The organism is Acinetobacter seifertii (assembly GCF_000368065.1).
In the GTDB taxonomy this organism is placed as follows: domain Bacteria; phylum Pseudomonadota; class Gammaproteobacteria; order Pseudomonadales; family Moraxellaceae; genus Acinetobacter; species Acinetobacter seifertii.
Genome location: NZ_KB851203.1, coordinates 343,412 through 363,545, shown reverse-complemented (window position 1 = coordinate 363,545; position 20,134 = coordinate 343,412). Strand labels below are relative to the sequence as shown.

The following is a 20,134-nucleotide window of genomic DNA, read 5'->3' as shown; positions in this document are numbered from 1 at the left end:
CAAAGTTAGCCAAATCTTAATCCAGCAGCAAAAATAAAGCTGCTGCTCATACAAAATAAAAATAGTGAGTAAAAAATGAAAAGGAACTTAATATTTTTCTGTGCAGCAATGCTCTCAGGACTGAGCATTTCAGCAGCCCATGCTACAAATGCAGAGCAAGTAAAAGGCTCGTTTGTCTACTCAAATTATGCCCAAACTAAATATCCATTGGTTTTTAACCATGGTATGGCTGGTTTTAGCAGAGTTGGGACAGATACACTTGGTCTCGATTATTGGTATCAGATTCTTCCTGACCTTGCTCGTAATGGAGGAAATGTCTGGGCAACAAGGGTTTCACCGTTTAACTCAACCGAAGTTCGCGGAGAACAACTTGCCCAACAAGTAGAAGAAATTATTGCCATTACCGGAAAACCCAAAGTCAACTTGATTGGACATAGTCATGGGGGACCAACAATTCGCTATGTCGCTGGCATCATGCCAGAAAAAGTTGCCTCACTTACGACGATTGGAGCACCTAACAAAGGATCTCCAATGGCAGATGTCATATTAAACGTTGAGGGTACTCCTCTGTCAAAATTGGCAACACTAGTAAACTGGTTTTCAGCAGCAATTACTTGGGCAGAGGGCCTCGATCCAACAAGTTATCCGCATGACTCTTTAGCAGGTGCTCACAGCTTATCTACTCAAGGTTCTGCACAGTTTAATGCTCAATTCCCTATGGGTATGCCTACAACTTCTTGCGGCGAGGGTGCTTATCAAGAGAAAGGTATTTATATGTATTCGTTCTCAGGTAATAAAGCGCTGACTAATCCATTAGATCCTTTTGATATTGCATTAACTGGTAGCAGTTTAGTTGTCGATCCATTAGGAGATAATGACGGTTTAGTTTCTAGATGTAGTGCCAAATTTGGTAAAACTATTCGTGATGACTACACCTGGAACCATTTAGATGAAGTAAACCAAGTGCTTGGTATACGCTCTATTTTTGCGGCCGATCCTGTCTCGGTTTACCGTCAACATGCCAACCGTTTGAAACTACAAGGACTATAATTTTTAAACAAAAAAAATGCGCCTCTAGGCGCATTTTTTTACTCGGTATAAGCTTACGCTTTACGAGCTGGTAATTTTTCACGAATACGTGCAGCTTTACCAGACAAGTCACGGAGGTAGTAAAGTTTAGCACGACGAACGTCACCACGACGTTTCACTTCGATTTTAGCAACAACTGGTGAGTGAGTTTGGAATACACGCTCAACACCAACACCGCTAGAAATTTTACGTACTGTGAACGCAGAGTTCAAACCACGGTTTTTCTTAGCGATTACAACACCTTCAAATGCTTGAAGACGTTCACGATCACCCTCTTTTACTTTTACTTGGACAATAACAGTGTCACCTGGTGCAAAAGCAGGGATATCAGATTTTAACTGTGCATTTTCAACAGCTTGAACTAAAGGATGTTTACCACTCATTGTGGGAATCTCCAATATGTGCGGAGTCAGAAGAGGTCTGAGATTCCGCTGGGGATAGAGGCTAAAGCGCATATCAACCCGTTTATCTTTCCCTTTACGACAATATGTCTATAAAGAGCCTTTAAATATACATAAAACTATTCATGAAATAGACTTATGCTTTAACTCGAAGCAATGCTTCTCGTCCTGTTTTAGAACTTTCGTTCCTGAGAACAGCAATTAAAAATTACCACCATTCTCTTTTATATCTTTTAGCCATTTTTTTTGTTGCTTAGTCAACTCAACTTTTTCAGCCAACTCTGGTCGACGTTCTAAAGTTCGTTGATATCGCTTCAAAAATCGCCATTTTTCAATATTAGCATGGTGCCCTGACTTTAAAATTTCAGGAACATCCAAACCTTCAAAATGGTCTGGCTTAGTGTATTGAGGACAATCTAAAAGACCATCTACAAAAGAATCCTGTATCGCTGATTGCTCATCTGACATTACATTCGGCAAACGGCGAATAATACTATCAAGCAACACCATGGCAGGTAGTTCACCGCCAGATAAAACATAATCTCCAATTGACCATTCCTGATCAACATAATGCTGGATCAAACGCTCATCAACACCTTCATAACGTCCACACAATACGATCAAGCCGTCATAATCGACAAACTTCTGTACTGCCTGTTCATTTAAAGTTTTACCTTGTGGAGACATATACACCACAGGTACATGAACACACCCTGCTTGCGAAGCAAGTTGTTTGGCATGGTTAATTGCTTTTGCTAAAGGCTCAGCCATCATCACCATACCGGGACCACCACCAAATGGACGTTCATCCACTCTTCGGTAACTCCCTTCAGCAAAATCACGTGGATTAATACAAGTGACTTGTACAATGTCACGCTTTGCTGCGCGTCCGCTAATCCCGTACGCTGTAATCGCTTCAAACATTTCAGGAAAAAGCGTAATGACTGCAAAAAACACCGCAGACTCCTCTATTTTCCTGCTGCGTTAATCCTTAAAGAAGGATTAATAATCTACGCCCCAATTGACGTAAATGCGACCAGCTTCAAGATCAACGCGTTGCACCACATCTTTATGCCAAGGAATCATGCGTTCTTCTGAATCAATGCTGTCTGGTGTAGCGCGTACAACCATCACATCATTAGCTCCAGTTTCAAATAACTCATGAATTTGCCCTAAGTTAACTTCCTGCTCTTCATCATCAAGCCCTAACACTGTTAAGCCTTTTAAATCTGACCAGTAGTACTCATCTACATCTGCTTTTGGCAGTTGAGACTTAGCAATCCAGATATTAGCGCCAACCAAGTTTTCTGCTCCAGTGCGATCACTCACACCTTTTAAAGCGACAACTAGGCCTTTGCCATGTGGTTTCCAACGTTTTACATCTATTGTTTGCCAACCGGCCTTGGTCTCAATGTACCAAGGCAGGTAGTCAAACATGTTGCTCATAGGTTCTGTATTGGAATACACCCAGAGCCACCCATTCAATCCATAAGCTGAACGTAACTGTCCAATCTGAATACGATCTTCGGGAACATTCTGTGTTGGTGTCATGGGCTACCTACTACAATAATTATGCAGTAGCTTTTTTAGCTTGAGCAGCTAAAGAAGCAACACGTTCTGAAGGTTGAGCACCTTGAGAAACCCAGTGAGCAAAACGGTCTGCATCTAAACGAAGCTTTTCTGCTTGACCTTGTGCAGTCGGGTTAAAGAAACCGATACGCTCGATGAAACGACCATCACGTGCATTGCGGCTATCAGTCACAACGATTTGATAGAATGGACGTTTTTTTGCGCCGCCACGTGCTAAACGAATAACAACCATGATAAAAGCCTTATAATTCTTACGGATTATCCCTGCGCCGACCATCGGCAACACTTCAAACCCCTTTCATAGAGGGCGACATTCTACGTGATTTTCGCCCTGAAAGAAAGATTAAATTTTGAGTTATCCGCAGTTTTAAATTTATTTGCCATCCCAATTCGATGTTGCAGAAGGAACGCAAGCCGTACCACTGTTAATATCAGTTCCCTTTGTCCAGCAACGCTCACCCCGATAATTTAAAACAATATGCCCATCACCAGACTGTGGAGTATTTGCAATCGGCGTAGCAGTCAATACCCATGTTTCCGCATTTAAAGCCCCTGCCGTCACTGGAGTCAAATTGACTGTATAAAGAGGTGTGCCTTGAATAGGATAAGATGTAGCAATATTTAAATCAGAACTCGTTGCACCCGTTACTCTAAAATTTGCAATTTTGTAGCGTTGGATCTGCATAGCAATCTGTTGCAACGTAGTTTGCATATCCGCACGATTAGTACGACGGATATATTCTTGATAAGAAGGATAAGCTATCGCCACTAAAATCGCGATAATAGCTACAACAATCATTAGCTCAATTAAGGTAAAGCCTTTTATTTTATTTACCACGGCTCAGCTCCAGTGCCACAAGTTATATAAGTAACATTGCTAGTGGCTTTATTTTTACAACGTAATCCGTTACTACCAAACAAATAAGTAAAATTATTAGGATCGGAAGCCTCTGCTCGAATCACCCAGTTTTGCCCTAAAGCTGCAGGATCTGTTAAAGGTTTCGTTGTATCGTCACCATCGCGTACCGTTATTTTATATTTTATAGCACTACCAGTTGCTCCAACAGGCAAATTTACAGATGATGTAGCGCCCATAGAAAAGCCTTTGTAATTAAAATTTCTAGATTTCTGACGTGCAAGTTGGACTGCGATCTGTTGCATTTGCTGCTGCGCACGTGAAGCATCCGCTCGTAGAACATAGGCTTGGTATGAAGGTATTGCAACTGCGGCAAAAATAGCAACAATCACAACTACAATCATTAGCTCAATAAGAGTAAAGCCTAAAGAATACGTGAAATTACGTTTCATCACTTATTCCTTTCTAACGGACATACCAACGCTGTGGTATTAAACACATCTTACTACTATTTGAGGCAATAATACCGCCAATAGTGGTAACACCACGATTACCCATATTTACACAATAGTTCTTATTATTAGTACTTCCATTACCACCGCCACCGCCGCTGCCGCCACCGCCGCCGCCGCCATCGCCACCATCATCTACAACAGTAGTATCTTGAATACCTGCACCCTGTGAACAATCAGTACCAGGTGCACACTGAACACTATCATTATTAGCTGCTAGGGTCGATTTACTACATTGTCCAAAAGGCATACAAAACTGACTTAAAAAGCTTTCTCCTTTTACTCCTGCTCCACAATCTCCAGACATACCCGCTTTTCCACCATCAAAAGTAGAAACAAACATACGATGATTTAATACAATTGGTGTTGCAAACACTTTAGCATCTTGAATATTGGCGGACTTAAATCGATAGAACCATCCACGCGTAGCAGAAAGTAAAGCGACTGCACCATCATCATAAGTATTCCAGTTTGAATTAGTAATTTCCCCCATTTGATTCGTATTTGTGATTGGAGTTTGATATACGAAGTCAGCTTTATATAAATTTCTATCTGCCACATCTTTGTCATAAATATTATATACAGCATCATAATTATAACCTTGGCCCGATGCATATTGAGCTAAAGGTTTACTACGATTGCCACTACCAATAGAAACAACAGCGAATGTTGTACCATTGTAGTCATATACTGAGAATGCAGGCATTTCATAAAAACGTGGACTAGCCGCACCATTATTTAAATTCAATAACAATTTTGGTGGCTTAGCAAAACTTGAATTGGTTGCAGCAGTATTATCTAAGTCGATACGGAATAGTTGTCCACCTAAATCACCAAAATAAAGATGATCAATCAAACCATCACCATTTCGGTCTTCGGTACGAATTTCACTTACTACGCTATATTTTAAATTATCGGATTGAGTGTAGGCTTCAGCACCTTGAGCTGTTGTTGCTTTAGCACTAGCCCACCAAAGTAACTTACCGTTATCAGCATCAAACATATATACACCTGCCCCCTTACTAATGCTAGGGTTATAGGTATCACTCTCATAGCCTTCATCATAACCACCGCCAACAAACATCACCCGTTTACGTTCAGTAGTTTTACCATCACTTTTTTTCCAATTTACCCAACCAATACTTGGTTTAGACCAACTTTGACCCATATTGTCTAATGCGGCATAGGTATTGCTTGAACCGTTATAATAAGTTTTCTGTTCATCAGGAGATATTTGGAATAATAACTTTGGATTAGTCATATCTTGCAAATTAAGCGCATAATAACTACGCCCACCCATTCGCAAGACACCATATACGATCTGCTTACCTTCTTGAGAACCATAACCTTTACCGACAGTTAGCCCTTTTCGACTACTATCTAATACATACTGAGTATAACTAGCCCACGGCCCATCAATACCATAATATAATTGATCGACTCCTCCATTCATGGCATCGTTTTTCAGAAATGCTTCGGGTTGTTTTTCGACCATCTCATTTGGAACAAAGGTGAATACTTCTTTTCCGCCATTACTATCTACAGAACTACTATCATTCTTGCCAGCTTTGACTATATGTAAAAGCCCCTGTGTTGTACCAAATAAAACATAGTCTTCACGATTTTGAGTATCAATTACGCCATTTGTATATGTAATTTGACCACTATTGGTAATTAATAGTGGTGAGGAATGCATTAGCGCACCAATTTGTCTTAAAGCAGTAGACGGCGCGGCATTAAGAACTAAATGATCAGGATCCTTTGCTTGAGTCACAGTCATCGGATACCCAAGCAATGCCATCAAATAACCACGTTTTCCATCAGTTTGGTAAGTCGTATCTGTTAAATCGGACTTTTTAATTTGTCTTAGAGTTGTAGTTGTTGAACCGTCTGCTCCTCTATTCGTCAACAAATTACGATTTTCTTGTGTTGTTTGATTCATTGTTAAAAGCAACTGCGACCAAGCTCCTCCCTTTAGGGTGTAGCTATTACTTCCAGGTGTATTGGAGTCGGCATTATCATTTGTAGTATCACTATCGATATATGCCCAAAAATCACGATTTGGAAGTATTTGCCCCTTTGTAGCAGTTGCTGTACTAATTAAAGTAGTATTATCACGGTCTTTTAAAATCCCATTAACCACTGCATATTTTTTGAGATTACCTGCCCAAAGTTGATAGTTTTTATCTGGAGTCGGTTGGAACTGAGGAAAGTAAGCTTGCTTTTGTAATACCGCAGGGTTAAGACTATCTTTAGGAATTGTAGGTGATCCTGTAGTTACAGCCGGAATATCAGACCCTAGATCTCCTAGAAATGCATTTACACTACTTACAACATCTTGAGAGCTTGAACCAGAATACCAACCACCACTTGCATTAACACCCCATTTTGCAGCTTCTTTTTGATTTGCTGATGCATTAGAGTTGTCAATATTTGCTAAGTTGTCTGCTACAGACAACGATCTATTAAAAGATGGAATAATATTAAAATCACTTCCAAACCCAACAACAGCAGTCTTAATCTTTAAGCCAACAGGGTTACTACCATTGTTTAGTAAAAATTGTGAAAACTGTTGAATACAATTCCAACCTGTATCGCTATCTGTACAAGCAAATGTTTTACCGCTTAAAGCTTTCTTCATTAATCCTGATGCAGAAGTATTACTATTTGGCTCTCCATCAGTTAAAACATAAATACCTTGGCCACTACACTGCGTAGTTGTCCCTGTCATTTGTTTAGTAATGCTATCGGGACGTACATAGTTTCCTCCACTGGTTGCACCTGTACCAGCATAGTTGAAACCACTATTAGTTACTCCTTGAGTGGTGGTACCCATTAAGGAGGCTGCAGCTTCTGCATAAGCATGAGCTGTTGGGGTACCCCCTCTAGCACCAAGTTTTGCAATTTCTTCTATTAATAATCTTCTTTGAGTTTTGCCATTTACGACTGCATCCAGACGTCGAGCAGGAATACGGACCTGACCTGTTAAATTGTCTGCAGCAGTCGGCTCACCAGCAGTATTAAATTGTGTTGGACGGGAGAAAGTCGTCAGACCAATTAATTTATCATCAGAAACAGGTAGGATGCCTTTACTAGTATTACCGTTAAGCAGATCAATCATGCCATCTTTTACACGAGTAATACGGTCAGGATATTGAGTATTTGGACCAGCCTTATAGTAATAAGTACTATAGTTTGCAGACATTGAGGTCAAACCACTAGTAGAAGGTGCACTCTTTAACTTAGTTGTACAATCACTTTGCGAACTCGAATTACCACAGCTATACCAAGATGACCCATACTTCATATAATAATAAGTGGGAGCAGTTGCAGTGCAATAATAGCGCTTATATTCGGCGACACCATTACTAGACAACACATTACTATAACCAGTTTGCAATACATTACTCGGGATATCACATGCACTAGCATCATTTTGGAGTTGCGGATATCCCATAGAACCCGATATATCTAATACAAACATTAAAGTAATATCACCAGCTTTTGCTTTTTGATAAATATCAATATCACTTGCCTGACTTACACTGCTCGCTACTAACCCAGTACATAAAGCGGTTACTGCACTTGTTAGAAGTTTTGGATGATATGAAAACTTTAAGTCTTTCTTATCCATTATTATTTTCCCCAATTAGTTAAAATCTTGTGCAATAGTGTATTCAGTGACGTTCGTAGTGAATGGGACATTTAAGCTGGTTAAGCACTCTGCCACTGACTTTAAAGGATTGTCTAAGTCGGATTTATTAGTAACATCTGGTGCTGCCGTTCCATCTGGGAGTGTCACTTCACTCATGTGTTGTTGTAGACACTTGTTAATATCAGCACGATTAACTCTACTCAAACCTGGCATCAATGACACAGCAAATACTTTGACTCGTTTCGCCTCTTGGACTTGCCCTTCTTTTTCATCAAGGCCACGAGTTCGAGCATAAAAAGGGTCATCTTCCCCGACAGTGGAGAATTTGACTGCAACCTGAGTCATGACTGCCTTACGACCACTGGTAAACCAGTTATTGGTTGTATCAACTGCATCACAATAACCATCTGTACCTAAAGCATTATTAGTAGGTGCACTATTTCCATCCACCCATTGCATTAAACTTGCACGACCAATATTAAAAAAGTCGCTTTGATCTCCGCGATAACAAAAGACCAATTCTTTATTTTTGTCATTTGCATTGCTGATATAACCAAATAAACCTGTCGCACTTAAGCTTTGAATTAGATTAGTTGGATTCTCTATCTGAAAAAAAGAAGCATCCGAATTTTGTAATATCAATTGTTGAACTTGACTATTTGTTGCTATATTTATATTAATCAAGCCTTTACGAATTGCTATTGTACCAATAACCATAATTGCAACTAAAAAAATGAGTACAACAATTAACGCTGAACCACTCTGCTTCAGTTTCATTCACCACGCTCCCCGATTACATTACGTAAAGCGATGGTTTGTGATATCACTTGCCGCACATATTTTTTTGTAGAATTTGTAGGCTTTTTAACTGTAATCGTTTGATCCAATACTGAAAATTGTTGATCATCTTTAATTGCTACTTCTGCACCGACTGGTTGCAATGAACGAGTTAATAATCCAATTTGTACCGAAACAATACGTGGACGAGGAGCTGTTAAACTCAAATAATCATGTATTGAAATATAACGTCGCCCTGAACTCCCCTGAACATTCAGTAAAACTCGGAAATAATCTACGCGTTTCATTATAATTTCACCCGCATCCCCATAACGCGTGATAGCAGTTGGATTACCCGTTAATGGGTAATAACCGGCATCACAAGCTAGTGCTAAGGGTTGATTGGGTTCATCAGTAGTGTTATTAGCATCTTTACGTAGAAAATATCGTTCAACTATAACTTGGCGTCCACTTGCAAGCGGAAAATTCAAGTTGTTTCCTTCGCAATCTGTACCACCTATATATTCATCGTCAGCTTGAGTTGCTGTACCTTTTGTATCAATTGTATATTGCGGTACATATTGAATAACGAGTTGGTCACTGGCAATATCACTTCCATTACTTTGGACGTTTGATGCTCCAGTCCAAGTATTACCACTACCAACACTATCGCCTTGACTACGTGAAAGTAAATTAGTACCGGCTGTTACACCAACAATGGTTTTATAGAGATTACTAAGAGGCTCATTAGCAGCATCTTTAGCTGAGTTAACTGCAGAGGTTAAGACGATACCGCCGTACGCAGTTTGATCATTAATAACTGCTTTAGGATTATTTAAATTCGCAAGGCGAATATCTTGGGTTAAATAGTTAAGCCCAAAATTAGCATTATCCTGTACATCGGAAACACCTATCTGCATTGATAAACTTTTTTGACTAGTCAAAAACAATAATATTGCAGCGGCTGTAATTATCAGACCTAAAGCTAACGAAAGTATGAGTTCGATTAATGTAAAACCCTGATTTTTTTTCATTTTAATAGGCCTCCATAATCACACACGTTGAATTATTGTTATATGAAGTATCTTGAGTACAATCTCCTATACCAGTGCCATTCGTTGCACTAGTATCTCCCCATGCAATATAAATACATTGACGATTGTTAGTTTTGGGACAGGCAATCATATTCATAGTCATACCAAAAGAAGATGCACTTTTTACAACCTGAGCAACATCAAAATCAGCTAACTCTGTATCAGTACAATTGTTTTGAAAGCAATTTTTAGCATAGTCTGTTTGTTTACTGGCATCTTGAAGTTGCTGATTATATACAGTCAAAGAATTACGATTAACTCTCATGCGCTCGGCAAGATCGCGCGCCAATGTAATTGCTTGTACCCGCGATGTACTTTCTGCACTTGCTTCTAACGCTCTATACTGCAGAGCAATAAAGCCTAAAATACCAATTGCCAAAATCAGCAAAGCAACTAAAATTTCAATCATCCCCATACCACGCTGGTGTCCAAGGCTCTTCATGAACATGTCCCCATTGTGATTGACTGAATTGATCCCATTCTTGAAACATTAATAATTTTTGATTTATTACCAGATGCCGTATTACAAATTTCAAAAGTTGTATCTCCAGTTGCATCTTTTACCAAACCGGACATTAAAAATACTATAGAAGTATTAGATCCTGTTTTTAATTGAGCTTTTCCGCTTGGTACCCAATTAATTTGATTGTCACTATCTGCAACATACGTAGAATTTAATTGCACTTTTACTTGTCTACGCTCGACTATAGCTTTCATACGTGCCTGATTTATACTTGAAACTAGATCTTCTGAACTTCTATTCAAATTTTGGTTATTCAACATATCCCCAAACATTGGTTCAGCCATCACAGCAATAATTGCCATTACTGCGATGGTTACCATTAGCTCAATTAAGGTGAACCCTTCTTGCGGAATAATCCCCCTCATCCCCTTAACCCCAAATAAACTTAAAATTTTTTATTTCTATATAAATTTTACGTTTTAGTTTTACAAAACGAATACAAATCAGATAAAGGGTATAAAAAAACAGATAACTGTCACATCACAATTATCTGTTTAACTTTTTAAAATCAGTATGTTAAATAAGTCACATTTTATGCTTGTGTCACATGAATGCGTAATTCTTTAGGAAGACTAAAAGTAATATTTTCTTCACGTCCTTCTAACTCTTTAGGTGCCTGAGCACCCCAGTCTTGTAAACGTTGAATGACTTGCTTAATTAAAATTTCTGGAGCTGAGGCACCAGCTGTTACACCAATTTTACAAGTTTCATTGAACCATGATTGTTCAAGCTGATCGGCGTTATCTACGAGATAGGCAGCTTTGCCCATACGTTCAGCAAGTTCACGTAAACGGTTCGAATTTGATGAATTAGGTGAGCCAACTACCAATACGACATCACATTTTTCAGCTAAGTCACGCACAGCATCTTGTCTGTTTTGAGTTGCATAACAAATATCATCTTTACGTGGCCCTTGAATATTTGGGAATTTCGCACGCAATGCATCAATCACTTTCGCTGTATCATCAATAGATAAAGTCGTTTGTGTAACAAATGCAAGTTTGTTGGGATGTCTTACCTGTAAGGCTTCTACATCAGCCTCATCTTCTACCAGATAAATATCCCCACCTTTTAATTTATCATATTGCCCCATCGTACCCTCAACTTCCGGGTGACCTTCATGACCAATTAAAATTGCTTCTGTTCCTTCACGAGCATATTTAGTGACCTCAATATGCACTTTAGTAACTAAAGGACAAGTTGCATCGAAGACTTTTAAACCTCGACGCTCAGCTTCTTGTTGGACTGCTTTGGAAACACCGTGTGCACTAAAAATTACAATTGAGTCATCTGGTACTTGGTCCAGCTCATCAACGAAAACTGCCCCTCTCTGACGCAAGTCATCTACCACAAATTTATTGTGTACAACTTCATGACGTACATAAATAGGAGGATTAAAACATTCCAAAGCCCGATTGACGATTGCTATGGCTCGATCAACACCGGCACAAAAACCACGCGGATTAGCTAACACAATTTCCATAACAGCCTCAAAATTAATAAAACAGGGGAACTTCTCTTAAATATTTGCAGTTAAAACTATTCAGTTTAAACGCACGGTACACTACAATAGCGAAGATATTTTATCATATCAGGAAAAATATCATGTCGGGTCTATTGTTTGTCGTTTCTGCTGCGTCAGGAACGGGCAAAACATCTTTGGTGAAAGCCCTACTTGACCGTGTAAGCAATTTACATGTTTCAGTTTCGCATACTACCCGAGGTCAACGACCAGGTGAATTAGATGGTGTTCACTATCACTTCACAACAAAAGATGACTTTTTAGACCAAGTTAACCAAGATGGATTTATTGAATACGCTGAAGTATTTGGTAACTATTATGGCACTTCGCAAGCAACCGTAAAACAACAGTTAGCTCAAGGACATGATGTCTTGCTTGAAATTGATTGGCAAGGTGCAGAGCAAGTACGTAAGCTGTTTCCTGAATCTAAACAAATCTTTATTTTACCGCCTACTCAATTTGACTTGCGTCAGCGTTTATCTAATCGCGGTACAGATTCTGTTGAAGTGATCGAACATCGTTTAAGTTGTGCAGTTGAAGATATGCAGCATTACACGAACTTTGACTACATCATTATCAATGATGATTTTAATAAAGCCTTACATGAGCTTGAAGCTGTGATTACAGCGAACCGTTTAGTGCTATCTCAGCAAGCAAAAAGACACCAAACATTAATTCAAGACTTGATTACTCCTCAACCAAAACAGGAATAACTTGAGTCTAGAACGAAAGCCTTTTATACTATTTAGTCTGTTCAAATTTACCATTCCAGAACGAGAACTTTTATGGCACGCGTCACCGTTGAAGATTGTTTAGATCATGTAGACAACCGTTTTGAGCTTGTGCTCGTTGCAAGTAAACGTGCTCGTCAATTGGCACGTCAAGGCATGGAGCCAACTGTAGAATGGGATAACGACAAACCGACAGTTGTTGCTTTACGTGAAATCGCTGTAGGTCACGTAACGAAAGAAATTCTTAAACAACGTGAGCAAGATTATCAAACTTCGAGTCTTGATCTTGCCCTTTCTACAAACAGCTTGAATTTAGAAGGTTTTTCTTTCTAATTACTCCTGTTTCTATAAAAAACCATCGTTTCTTTGCGATGGTTTTTTATTTGGCTTCTTCATATTTAAAACATATTGGCAAAAACAATTATTTTCATTGAAAAAAAAATACACTTTTTCAAACGAAAAAATTGACAAGTTCCGCAATATGCTTTTCATTAAGAAGTAGATAGATTTAGTTTTTTAAGCAACAGAAAAAGGGTGGTCTATGCCAGGCGAAGAGGTCAGCCAAGCCAAGCAACAGCTCAAATTAATTATCGAACCTTACTTATCCGTAAGTGAAGTCGAGAAAGTGCTTGCTGCCTGTGATTTTGGAGATCTGGCACACACTGGTATTACACGTAAAAGTGGTGAACCCTATATTCTACATCCTATTGCTGTTAGCTGTATTTTAGCTAATATGCGATTGGACGCTGAAACTTTAATGGCAGCCCTTTTACATGATGTCATTGAAGATACTCAATATACCAAAGAAGATATTACTGAGCGATTTGGCCAAACTGTTGCAGAGCTAGTTGATGGCGTGACCAAGCTAAGCCAATCGAGTGATAAAGAATACAACAAAGCTGCGTCTTTTAGAAAAATTCTACAAGCAACACTACAAGATCCACGCGTCATTATTATTAAACTAGCCGATCGCTATCATAATATGACAACCTTAGGTGCTTTGCGTCCCGATAAGCGTGCTCGTATAGCGCAAGAAACTTTTGATATTTTTGTACCTATGGCAAGATTAGTCGGCATGAATGAAATGGCTGATAATCTTGAAAATTTATGTTATCAAAATCTTGATTTAGATATGTTTGATAACGTCCAGAATGCATTACTCCAAACCAAACCCGAACGATGTAAATACCAAAGCATTTGGGAACAAAATCTAGCAGAGCTTCTGCACAACTACCATATTCAAGGCCGTATTAAAAAGAAAAATAATAATATTGAACTATTACGCCATTTCGTCAAAAGCGAGATGGATTTACAAGAGCTTACCCATAGTCATGCCTTTGAAATTGTTTTACAGTCAGTTGCCGACTGTGACCGTTTATTTGCAGCATTAAAAGAAAATTTTCAAGTTATCGAATACCAAGACCATATTCGACGCCCATTACCTGGCGGTAATCAATCTTTATTGATCAAGCTTAAAGGCGAAAAAACTACACTATCACTCACCATTCAAACTGAACTCATGCGTAAAGCTGCCCGTTTTGGTGTGGTATTAGGTGAAAATGCGCCGCAAACTTGTCGTTCTGCCATTCAGGCATCAATGCAGAACTTAAATACACTCATTGACGGTGAATGTGCTAAAACAACTTTTAATGATTTATTAGATTACTTACATCAAGAAAAAATTTGGGTTTACACCCCACATGGGCAACTACACGAATTACCACAAGGCGCAACGGTAGTTGACTTTGCTTATTCAGCAAGCCTTTTCTTGGGTAACCATGCAGTAGGTGCAAAAGTTGATGGTGAAATTAAACCACTTTCAACTCCCCTAGTCAGTGGACAGGTAATTGAAATCATTACTGATGTTTTAGCAACTCCAAATCCAGATTGGTTAAGCTTCATTAATACTCAAAAAGCCCGCCGTGCGTTACAACATGTGCTCAAAGATCAAGATATTGAAGAACAACGTCTAGTGGGTGCACAGGCACTTTCACGAGCATTAAAACTCTTTAACCGTTCAATCAATGATCTTTCAGAAGCAGATTGGCTAGATCTTTTACAATGGCGTCATATTGATAATAAAGATGCATTATTTGAGCAAATCGCAGTTGGAGACTTACTTCCTCAACTCGTAGCCAATCATTTGTTTGCAAATGACAAACATCCACAAGTAGAAAATTCAGACCGATTAATTCAGGGTACTGAAGGCATCGATGTTAAATATGCTCACTGCTGCAATCCAGTTTTGGGCGATCTCATTCAAGGTCACTTAACACGCCGTGGATTAATTGTGCATCGTATTCGTTGTCATAATTTACTGCATGAACAGCATTTGCATCCAGAAAATATCATGCCGCTTCAATGGAAAGCAGATGATGTAGATGATGTACGCTTTACTGCCTACCTTGCGATTTATATGGCTATGAATGATGAACAGGTATCAGACCTTATCTATCAATGCCGTAAAAATAATGCAGGGGTAGAAATGGTACATTCCAACGAGCAACGAACTTTCTTCAATATTGTGGTGAACAATCGTAAGCATATTGCAAAAGTTATTCGTGATTTACGCATGCACTACGGATTCCCACGTATTGAACGCTTAGATGCCCCAGCTCCACAGGCAGAAATTTCCAAAGTTAGCTAAAATTTGTTCTGCTTTACTAAAATCTAACTTTCCAAAATCACTTAATTAATTAAATCGATGATACTTTTGTCAAAACGTATCATCGATTATGATGGAAAAAGATTTAATCAAGGAGAACCCAATGTCCCGTCAAGTCATTCATACTGAAAATGCCCCTGCTGCTATTGGCACATATTCTCAAGCCATTTTAGTAGGCAACACTCTCTATCTATCAGGGCAAATTGGTTTAGACCCATACAGTATGGAACTTGTAGAAGGCATTGAAGCTCAAATTCGCCGCGTATTTGACAACCTTAAAGCTGTATGTGAAGCTGCAGGTGGCTCACTTGCAGATATTGCAAAACTCAATATTTTTCTCACTGATTTATCTAACTTCCAACTTGTAAACCAAATCATGGGTGAATATTTTGCTCAGCCATATCCAGCTCGCGCTGCACTTGGGGTAGCAAGTTTACCCAAAGGTGCATTAGTTGAAATGGACGGTATTGTTATTATTAATCAATAAGATAACAATTTAATTCTTAAATATTTAGTGAAAAACGTAAATACCACCGTGCTTAAAAATCTGGACAACTCTCAGATTTCCGCTTAGGTGGTATTTTTTTATCCAAAATCCCAATAAAGATAAATGAGATTTTAAATGAATTTCATTGACAAACGATAATAATTATCAATAATATCAGTTATCGCATTTATATTTGGGGATCACTCCCATGTACGTTTGCTTGTGTCGTGGCATTACAGATCAAGATATCAAAGACGCTATTGAAAATGGCGCTGAAAGCTATCGTGAAATTCGCGATTTGCTTGACCTTGGTACTTGCTGCGGACGCTGTGCACCAGAAGCACGTGCTATTATTAGTGATGAATTAGCTGAAATTGCTGCACGCATTTCGGTAGCTGCATAATAAAAATTAGTATTTAACAGTAAATTATTGACTCCTCCACCGCTTTTTGCGGAACGTTCATTGTTCCTCATTCAAGCGGTTTTTTTTGGAAGGAAACTCACCTTTACCAATATTGTGTTGTTTTTGATTGCGATTTTCATTTGCTGTTCTATAAATTACTCGCCATATCCATGATTGTTCACTAAAATGAATTCATAGATTGCCTTAATTGGATTAAGGCAGAAATTGTTTTGGAGTAGCTACAATGAAAGGCAATCGTGATGTGATTAATCAGCTTAACCAAGTGCTGTATCATCATTTAACTGCAATTAACCAATACTTTTTACACTCTCGCATGTTCAATGACTGGGGTATTGAACAACTCGGTTCTGCTGAATATAAAGAATCAATTCGTCAAATGAAGCATGCAGATAAAATTATTGAACGTATTTTATTTTTAGAAGGCCTCCCAAATCTTCAACATCTAGGTAAATTATATATCGGTCAACATACAGAAGAAGTTCTGCAATGTGATATTCGCAAAGTAAAAGAAAACATTGAAGCTATTCAAAAAGCAGTCGCTTTAGCTGAAACAGAACAAGATTATGTAACGCGTGATTTAGTACAAGAAATTCTAGAAAAAGAAGAAGAATATTGGGATTGGTTAGACACTCAAATTGACCTTATCGGTAGCGTTGGTATCGAAAATTATATCCAGAGCCAAATGTAATCTTGCATAAAAAAATCCCCTTGTAGTGCAAGGGGATTTTTTTATTTATCTTTTAATAATTCCGGCAGTGTTATTTGCTGCCCATAAAGGTGCTGCAAAATAAATATTTGTTGCTCTGCTTGATCTACTTTTCCATTGTAAGCAAGTAACTGAGCATATTTACGCAAATTATATGGAGTTGCTTTGTTCTTCACAAAATTTCCCCATTGAACTAATTCTGCTTCAGATAAAGTTACATTAGGATTAAGTGCGATCCACTTTAAACGTTGATCAAATTGAGTTAAAACAAAAATTCGATTGCTTCCCATAAACTCAGCATTTGGCTGCTTGTTTTTAAATAGTAAGTTACTATTCATGACATATACGTTGTAGTCGCGCCAAATTGCGATTACAAGTACCAAGCCTATACCCCATACTAAACGCAAAAGATGTTTGCTTAATACAACGCCTTTCAGTATTGGAGTCTGTGCTTGAATTACACCCAATAGAAAGCCACAAGTCAGTAAGAAATAGGCATAGCGCTGCGGAAACTCTAACATCGCATGAATAAGTACTGTGCATACCATCATTATTGCAATGATTGAGATCGTTTCTTTCGCTTGTTGGTTCAACCAAAACAACCAACATGTAAAGTAGGCAATCATCACAGTAGCAATTGGAATACCATTCCAAATAATAAGATCAAGCAGCACATTATGAGCGCTGGTCGTCCACTCTGTTGTTGGGAAAAGAGCATAAGCGGACATTTGAGCAACACTGGTTTGATTCCAGCCATATCCCAGCCACGGATGTTGCTGTACAGCGAGTAACATTTGAGTCCAGATATTAAAGCGTAAGTAACCAGAACTTGCCCGTTCAGCCAAGCTACTCGCCTGAGTTATATCAGTATGTGACCACGTTTCAATTAAGCTTGTAATAAACGGTAAAACCAAACCAGCCATTAAAAAAAAGCCAGCGCACCAAAGTAGGCCTTGAAATAGTCCAAAACGCTTAGGTTTATTAAATTGCTTAACAACCCAATAGATGAGTAAAAAAGGCAAAACAATCCAAGAGGTTCGTGATTGACTCAGAACAACTGCAAATAAAATAGTTAGTGCTGATGGCAAGAGCAACCAAACTGAAGCCTTGTTCTTTTCATATAAATATAAGCACCCTAATAGCCCCATAATGAGAAATGTTGCCATATTATTAGGTTGGCCAAAATTTCCGTAAGGTCTATTACCTATTAAATGCAGCATGTGTGCAAAATGTGTATCAACGTTTAACCACTGACAAATTGCAATAACGCTTGTTGCAACTGAAACAATAACAGTAAGAAAACTAAAACCTATAAAAATCTCATCTCTTTTTTGTGGCTCTAATGATAGGTTATAGCCCGCTACAACCATAAACCAGAAGCCTAAAAAATAAAGTGAACTTAACAAAGCTGTACTAAAATCAAAAACTAACCCCAAAGCCCACTGCACCACTGGAATTAAAATAAATGGTAACAACAATAATTGTGCACGCGGAATTTTAATATTTTGATGAAAAAGCGCAGCTAAGACACCTAGACCTGCTGCAAAGGTACTCATTTCGCTAGAAAACATCACCCAAGGGTTATAGTGAAATGGCGATAGCCACGCAAAACCTAACAGGATTGCTGCGAGGAACAGAAAGAATACTTGCATAATGACAGGTTATAGGCCAAAAACTTGAGAAGGATTATACATGGAAGAAAGTGAGAAGAATTAGCTTGTATATGTATCTTCTCACAAGAGTTCCTGATTTATTTCCATGGTCGTAGGTCTACAATTTTAACCACTTGAGCCGAGTTTTTATCCATTAAAACAACCATATCTACAGCATTTGCTTTTAAAGGAACCCATGCATTCGCTTCTGGATATTTTTTTAAAATATTTTCTACTTGCTGTTTAGAGTTAAATTTTTCAAGTATTTCTAGACCTTGTAAATGTTGTAAGAGTTGTGGTTTTATTTGACTTAATTTTTTATAGTTTTTGGGATCTTGTGCTAAAGCTATTCCACTGAATAACTCTTGAAACATTTCTTTTTGCTTTAATTGAGGAACATTAGAATATTGGATACCAACAAATTTTGGGCCTAAAAATGAAGATTGATATGATTTAGAAACCACTTCATTGTCACGTATTAATTCAAATTGATCGACACTGTATACTATCCATACAGGTCTGCCCTTAAACACATGATAACAGCCAAAAAGAAACGCACTAATTTGTAAAATACAAATTATAGCCAAATCAAACTTTAGAGTTTTTTTACCTTCTTTATAAATCAACAATCCTAAAAGCGGCCCAACAATAACATCGACTAAAATTAGTAAAAATAATATGTGTTCTAGTCCTGTCGCTTTACTCAAAGGGGTGGGATACCACATAAGAAAAATACAACAAATTAATAAACTAATGACTATAAGTGAAAATGTTATATGTAGTATGAAGAACTTAATACGTTTACTCATATGTAATCCAAATAAAAAGCTGGAATAAATCCAGCTTTTCACTTTAAAAAAATATTTAGTTTTTGCAAGAACCAGGTAGGTATTTAGCATCAATGGTTGTATTATTTGTTGCAGTAGTAGCTAATGTTACACCTTTAGGCGTTGAAGCATTACCACAAACCCAAGTAACGTTTTTAGCTGTATCAGAACCAGGAATAAGTGATAACACTTTGGTCGCTAATGCATTTGTGTTTGCTTTATTACCATAAGTAATATCAACGCCACCATTCGTCACATCAACTTGTGTTACATAATTACCTTTATAATCAGTATTTGTACCACCAGCACAAACTTTAGTTGCATTTTTACCGCAAACAGCAGCTTGAATATTAGCTGGCCAATCACCTACATCAGCAAAATAATCATTTACAGCTGTTTTAACACCACCCGCCACATTCAACCCTTCTGTTACTTGTGCACGAACAGTGTAATCCTGATACGCAGGAATCGCGATTGCCGCCAAAATACCAATAATCGCAACTACGATCATAAGTTCAATTAATGTAAAACCTTTTTGTGCATTCATAGCCTTTTCCCCAAAGATTGTATATATGTTTTTATATAAGCTTTTTAAGCTAACAACTATATTGCAGCAACCATGC

22 protein-coding genes and 2 pseudogenes are annotated in these 20,134 nt (G+C 38.2%); 9 read left to right on the top strand and 15 right to left on the bottom strand.

What is annotated here, in order from left to right; translation table 11 throughout:
- Positions 1-108 precede the first annotated feature (108 nt).
- Entirely contained in the window at positions 109-1,050 is a 942-nt protein-coding gene (locus tag F985_RS21790) for a lipase family alpha/beta hydrolase (protein WP_081401410.1), read from the top strand.
- A gap of 53 nt (positions 1,051-1,103) precedes the next feature.
- On the opposite strand, the gene rplS is transcribed toward F985_RS21790, so the two are convergent.
- The 11 genes from rplS to F985_RS21735 all read right to left on the bottom strand — a co-directional run bounded on the left by rplS (position 1,104) and on the right by F985_RS21735 (position 10,862).
- A complete protein-coding gene (gene rplS, locus F985_RS21785; protein WP_002116654.1) occupies positions 1,104-1,472 on the bottom strand; it encodes a 50S ribosomal protein L19 in 369 nt (122 codons plus the stop codon).
- Between the two features lie 219 nt (positions 1,473-1,691).
- Positions 1,692-2,447, bottom strand: coding sequence for a tRNA (guanosine(37)-N1)-methyltransferase TrmD (gene trmD / locus F985_RS21780; RefSeq protein WP_004705241.1), 756 nt, complete (start codon positions 2,445-2,447; stop codon positions 1,692-1,694).
- Between the two features lie 45 nt (positions 2,448-2,492).
- Positions 2,493-3,041: a ribosome maturation factor RimM gene (gene rimM, locus F985_RS21775; protein ID WP_004705239.1), complete on the bottom strand. Its 549-nt coding sequence runs from the start codon at positions 3,039-3,041 to the stop codon at positions 2,493-2,495.
- Between the two features lie 19 nt (positions 3,042-3,060).
- Positions 3,061-3,312: a 30S ribosomal protein S16 gene (gene rpsP, locus F985_RS21770; protein ID WP_000260334.1), complete on the bottom strand. Its 252-nt coding sequence runs from the start codon at positions 3,310-3,312 to the stop codon at positions 3,061-3,063.
- A gap of 141 nt (positions 3,313-3,453) precedes the next feature.
- The gene (locus tag F985_RS21765; RefSeq protein WP_004705238.1) at positions 3,454-3,918 is read right to left on the bottom strand and encodes a type IV pilin protein; all 465 of its coding nucleotides are present in this window, start codon (positions 3,916-3,918) and stop codon (positions 3,454-3,456) included.
- Complete coding sequence (locus F985_RS21760; protein ID WP_004705236.1) at positions 3,912-4,388, bottom strand: type IV pilin protein; 477 nt, start codon at positions 4,386-4,388, stop codon at positions 3,912-3,914. Before F985_RS21760 ends, F985_RS21765 begins: the two co-directional genes overlap by 7 nt.
- A gap of 13 nt (positions 4,389-4,401) precedes the next feature.
- Positions 4,402-8,082: a pilus assembly protein gene (locus tag F985_RS21755; protein WP_004705235.1), complete on the bottom strand. Its 3,681-nt coding sequence runs from the start codon at positions 8,080-8,082 to the stop codon at positions 4,402-4,404.
- Positions 8,083-8,097: 15 nt separating this feature from the next.
- Positions 8,098-8,880, bottom strand: a complete 783-nt coding sequence (locus F985_RS21750; RefSeq protein ID WP_004705234.1) for a pilus assembly PilX family protein — start codon at positions 8,878-8,880, stop codon at positions 8,098-8,100.
- The gene (locus F985_RS21745; protein ID WP_004705233.1) at positions 8,877-9,914 is read right to left on the bottom strand and encodes a PilW family protein; all 1,038 of its coding nucleotides are present in this window, start codon (positions 9,912-9,914) and stop codon (positions 8,877-8,879) included. Before F985_RS21745 ends, F985_RS21750 begins: the two co-directional genes overlap by 4 nt.
- Before the next feature lies 1 nt (position 9,915).
- Positions 9,916-10,416 (bottom strand): type IV pilus modification protein PilV, encoded by a 501-nt coding sequence (gene pilV, locus F985_RS21740; RefSeq protein WP_004705232.1) that lies wholly within the window; start codon positions 10,414-10,416, stop codon positions 9,916-9,918.
- A complete protein-coding gene (locus tag F985_RS21735; RefSeq protein WP_004705231.1) occupies positions 10,413-10,862 on the bottom strand; it encodes a GspH/FimT family pseudopilin in 450 nt (149 codons plus the stop codon). Before F985_RS21735 ends, pilV begins: the two co-directional genes overlap by 4 nt.
- On the opposite strand from F985_RS21735, the pseudogene F985_RS25650 reads away from it, so the two are divergent.
- Positions 10,771-11,017 (top strand): annotated as a pseudogene (locus F985_RS25650) (hypothetical protein); the annotation flags it as partial. The gene F985_RS21735 and the pseudogene F985_RS25650 sit on opposite strands and share 92 nt — an antisense overlap.
- A 12-nt stretch (positions 11,018-11,029) precedes the next feature.
- Here F985_RS25650 and ispH read toward each other — a convergent pair.
- A complete protein-coding gene (gene ispH / locus F985_RS21730; protein ID WP_004705229.1) occupies positions 11,030-11,980 on the bottom strand; it encodes a 4-hydroxy-3-methylbut-2-enyl diphosphate reductase in 951 nt (316 codons plus the stop codon).
- Between the two features lie 122 nt (positions 11,981-12,102).
- On the opposite strand from ispH, the gene gmk reads away from it, so the two are divergent.
- The 7 genes and pseudogenes from gmk (at position 12,103) to bfr (ending at position 17,014) form a co-directional block, all read left to right on the top strand.
- Positions 12,103-12,732, top strand: a complete 630-nt coding sequence (gene gmk, locus F985_RS21725) for a guanylate kinase (RefSeq protein WP_004705226.1) — start codon at positions 12,103-12,105, stop codon at positions 12,730-12,732.
- A gap of 72 nt (positions 12,733-12,804) precedes the next feature.
- A complete protein-coding gene (gene rpoZ / locus F985_RS21720) occupies positions 12,805-13,083 on the top strand; it encodes a DNA-directed RNA polymerase subunit omega (protein ID WP_000135049.1) in 279 nt (92 codons plus the stop codon).
- Positions 13,084-13,121: 38 nt separating this feature from the next.
- Positions 13,122-13,252 (top strand): annotated as a pseudogene (locus F985_RS25825) (hypothetical protein).
- A gap of 39 nt (positions 13,253-13,291) precedes the next feature.
- On the top strand, positions 13,292-15,397 hold the full coding sequence (locus F985_RS21715; protein WP_004705224.1) for a RelA/SpoT family protein: 2,106 nt from the start codon (positions 13,292-13,294) through the stop codon (positions 15,395-15,397).
- Positions 15,398-15,518: 121 nt separating this feature from the next.
- Positions 15,519-15,902 carry a RidA family protein gene (locus tag F985_RS21710; RefSeq protein ID WP_004705222.1) on the top strand — a complete coding sequence of 128 codons (384 nt, stop codon included), beginning with the start codon at positions 15,519-15,521 and terminating at the stop codon, positions 15,900-15,902.
- A 208-nt stretch (positions 15,903-16,110) separates the two neighbouring features.
- Entirely contained in the window at positions 16,111-16,305 is a 195-nt protein-coding gene (locus F985_RS21705) for a bacterioferritin-associated ferredoxin (protein WP_004705220.1), read from the top strand.
- A gap of 244 nt (positions 16,306-16,549) precedes the next feature.
- Complete coding sequence (bfr, locus tag F985_RS21700; RefSeq protein WP_000678123.1) at positions 16,550-17,014, top strand: heteropolymeric bacterioferritin subunit Bfr; 465 nt, start codon at positions 16,550-16,552, stop codon at positions 17,012-17,014.
- Positions 17,015-17,055: 41 nt separating this feature from the next.
- Here the strand turns inward: bfr and F985_RS21695 are convergent, their stop codons facing one another.
- The 3 genes from F985_RS21695 to F985_RS21685 all read right to left on the bottom strand — a co-directional run bounded on the left by F985_RS21695 (position 17,056) and on the right by F985_RS21685 (position 20,058).
- Positions 17,056-18,684 (bottom strand): PglL family O-oligosaccharyltransferase, encoded by a 1,629-nt coding sequence (locus F985_RS21695; protein WP_004705217.1) that lies wholly within the window; start codon positions 18,682-18,684, stop codon positions 17,056-17,058.
- Between the two features lie 98 nt (positions 18,685-18,782).
- On the bottom strand, positions 18,783-19,493 hold the full coding sequence (gene tfpZ / locus F985_RS21690) for a TfpX/TfpZ family type IV pilin accessory protein (protein WP_004705215.1): 711 nt from the start codon (positions 19,491-19,493) through the stop codon (positions 18,783-18,785).
- 55 nt (positions 19,494-19,548) lie between these two features.
- Positions 19,549-20,058: a pilin gene (locus tag F985_RS21685; RefSeq protein ID WP_004705212.1), complete on the bottom strand. Its 510-nt coding sequence runs from the start codon at positions 20,056-20,058 to the stop codon at positions 19,549-19,551.
- Between the last annotated feature and the right edge of the window lie 76 nt (positions 20,059-20,134).

What these genes read in the sequence shown, in the direction of transcription:
- rpoZ (WP_000135049.1), top strand. Translation starts at nt 12,805, where the DNA reads ATGGCACGCGTCACCGTTGAAGATTGTTTAGATCATGTAGACAACCGT.
- F985_RS21685 (WP_004705212.1), bottom strand. Translation starts at nt 20,058, where the DNA reads ATGAATGCACAAAAAGGTTTTACATTAATTGAACTTATGATCGTAGTT.
- F985_RS21745 (WP_004705233.1), bottom strand. Translation starts at nt 9,914, where the DNA reads ATGAAAAAAAATCAGGGTTTTACATTAATCGAACTCATACTTTCGTTA.
- rpsP (WP_000260334.1), bottom strand. Translation starts at nt 3,312, where the DNA reads ATGGTTGTTATTCGTTTAGCACGTGGCGGCGCAAAAAAACGTCCATTC.
- F985_RS21760 (WP_004705236.1), bottom strand. Translation starts at nt 4,388, where the DNA reads ATGAAACGTAATTTCACGTATTCTTTAGGCTTTACTCTTATTGAGCTA.
- rimM (WP_004705239.1), bottom strand. Translation starts at nt 3,041, where the DNA reads ATGACACCAACACAGAATGTTCCCGAAGATCGTATTCAGATTGGACAG.
- gmk (WP_004705226.1), top strand. Translation starts at nt 12,103, where the DNA reads ATGTCGGGTCTATTGTTTGTCGTTTCTGCTGCGTCAGGAACGGGCAAA.
- tfpZ (WP_004705215.1), bottom strand. Translation starts at nt 19,493, where the DNA reads ATGAGTAAACGTATTAAGTTCTTCATACTACATATAACATTTTCACTT.
- F985_RS21715 (WP_004705224.1), top strand. Translation starts at nt 13,292, where the DNA reads ATGCCAGGCGAAGAGGTCAGCCAAGCCAAGCAACAGCTCAAATTAATT.
- F985_RS21695 (WP_004705217.1), bottom strand. Translation starts at nt 18,684, where the DNA reads ATGCAAGTATTCTTTCTGTTCCTCGCAGCAATCCTGTTAGGTTTTGCG.
- F985_RS21705 (WP_004705220.1), top strand. Translation starts at nt 16,111, where the DNA reads ATGTACGTTTGCTTGTGTCGTGGCATTACAGATCAAGATATCAAAGAC.
- F985_RS21750 (WP_004705234.1), bottom strand. Translation starts at nt 8,880, where the DNA reads ATGAAACTGAAGCAGAGTGGTTCAGCGTTAATTGTTGTACTCATTTTT.
- rplS (WP_002116654.1), bottom strand. Translation starts at nt 1,472, where the DNA reads ATGAGTGGTAAACATCCTTTAGTTCAAGCTGTTGAAAATGCACAGTTA.
- F985_RS21790 (WP_081401410.1), top strand. Translation starts at nt 109, where the DNA reads ATGCTCTCAGGACTGAGCATTTCAGCAGCCCATGCTACAAATGCAGAG.
- F985_RS21755 (WP_004705235.1), bottom strand. Translation starts at nt 8,082, where the DNA reads ATGGATAAGAAAGACTTAAAGTTTTCATATCATCCAAAACTTCTAACA.
- F985_RS21710 (WP_004705222.1), top strand. Translation starts at nt 15,519, where the DNA reads ATGTCCCGTCAAGTCATTCATACTGAAAATGCCCCTGCTGCTATTGGC.
- F985_RS21735 (WP_004705231.1), bottom strand. Translation starts at nt 10,862, where the DNA reads ATGAGGGGGATTATTCCGCAAGAAGGGTTCACCTTAATTGAGCTAATG.
- pilV (WP_004705232.1), bottom strand. Translation starts at nt 10,416, where the DNA reads ATGAAGAGCCTTGGACACCAGCGTGGTATGGGGATGATTGAAATTTTA.
- bfr (WP_000678123.1), top strand. Translation starts at nt 16,550, where the DNA reads ATGAAAGGCAATCGTGATGTGATTAATCAGCTTAACCAAGTGCTGTAT.
- ispH (WP_004705229.1), bottom strand. Translation starts at nt 11,980, where the DNA reads ATGGAAATTGTGTTAGCTAATCCGCGTGGTTTTTGTGCCGGTGTTGAT.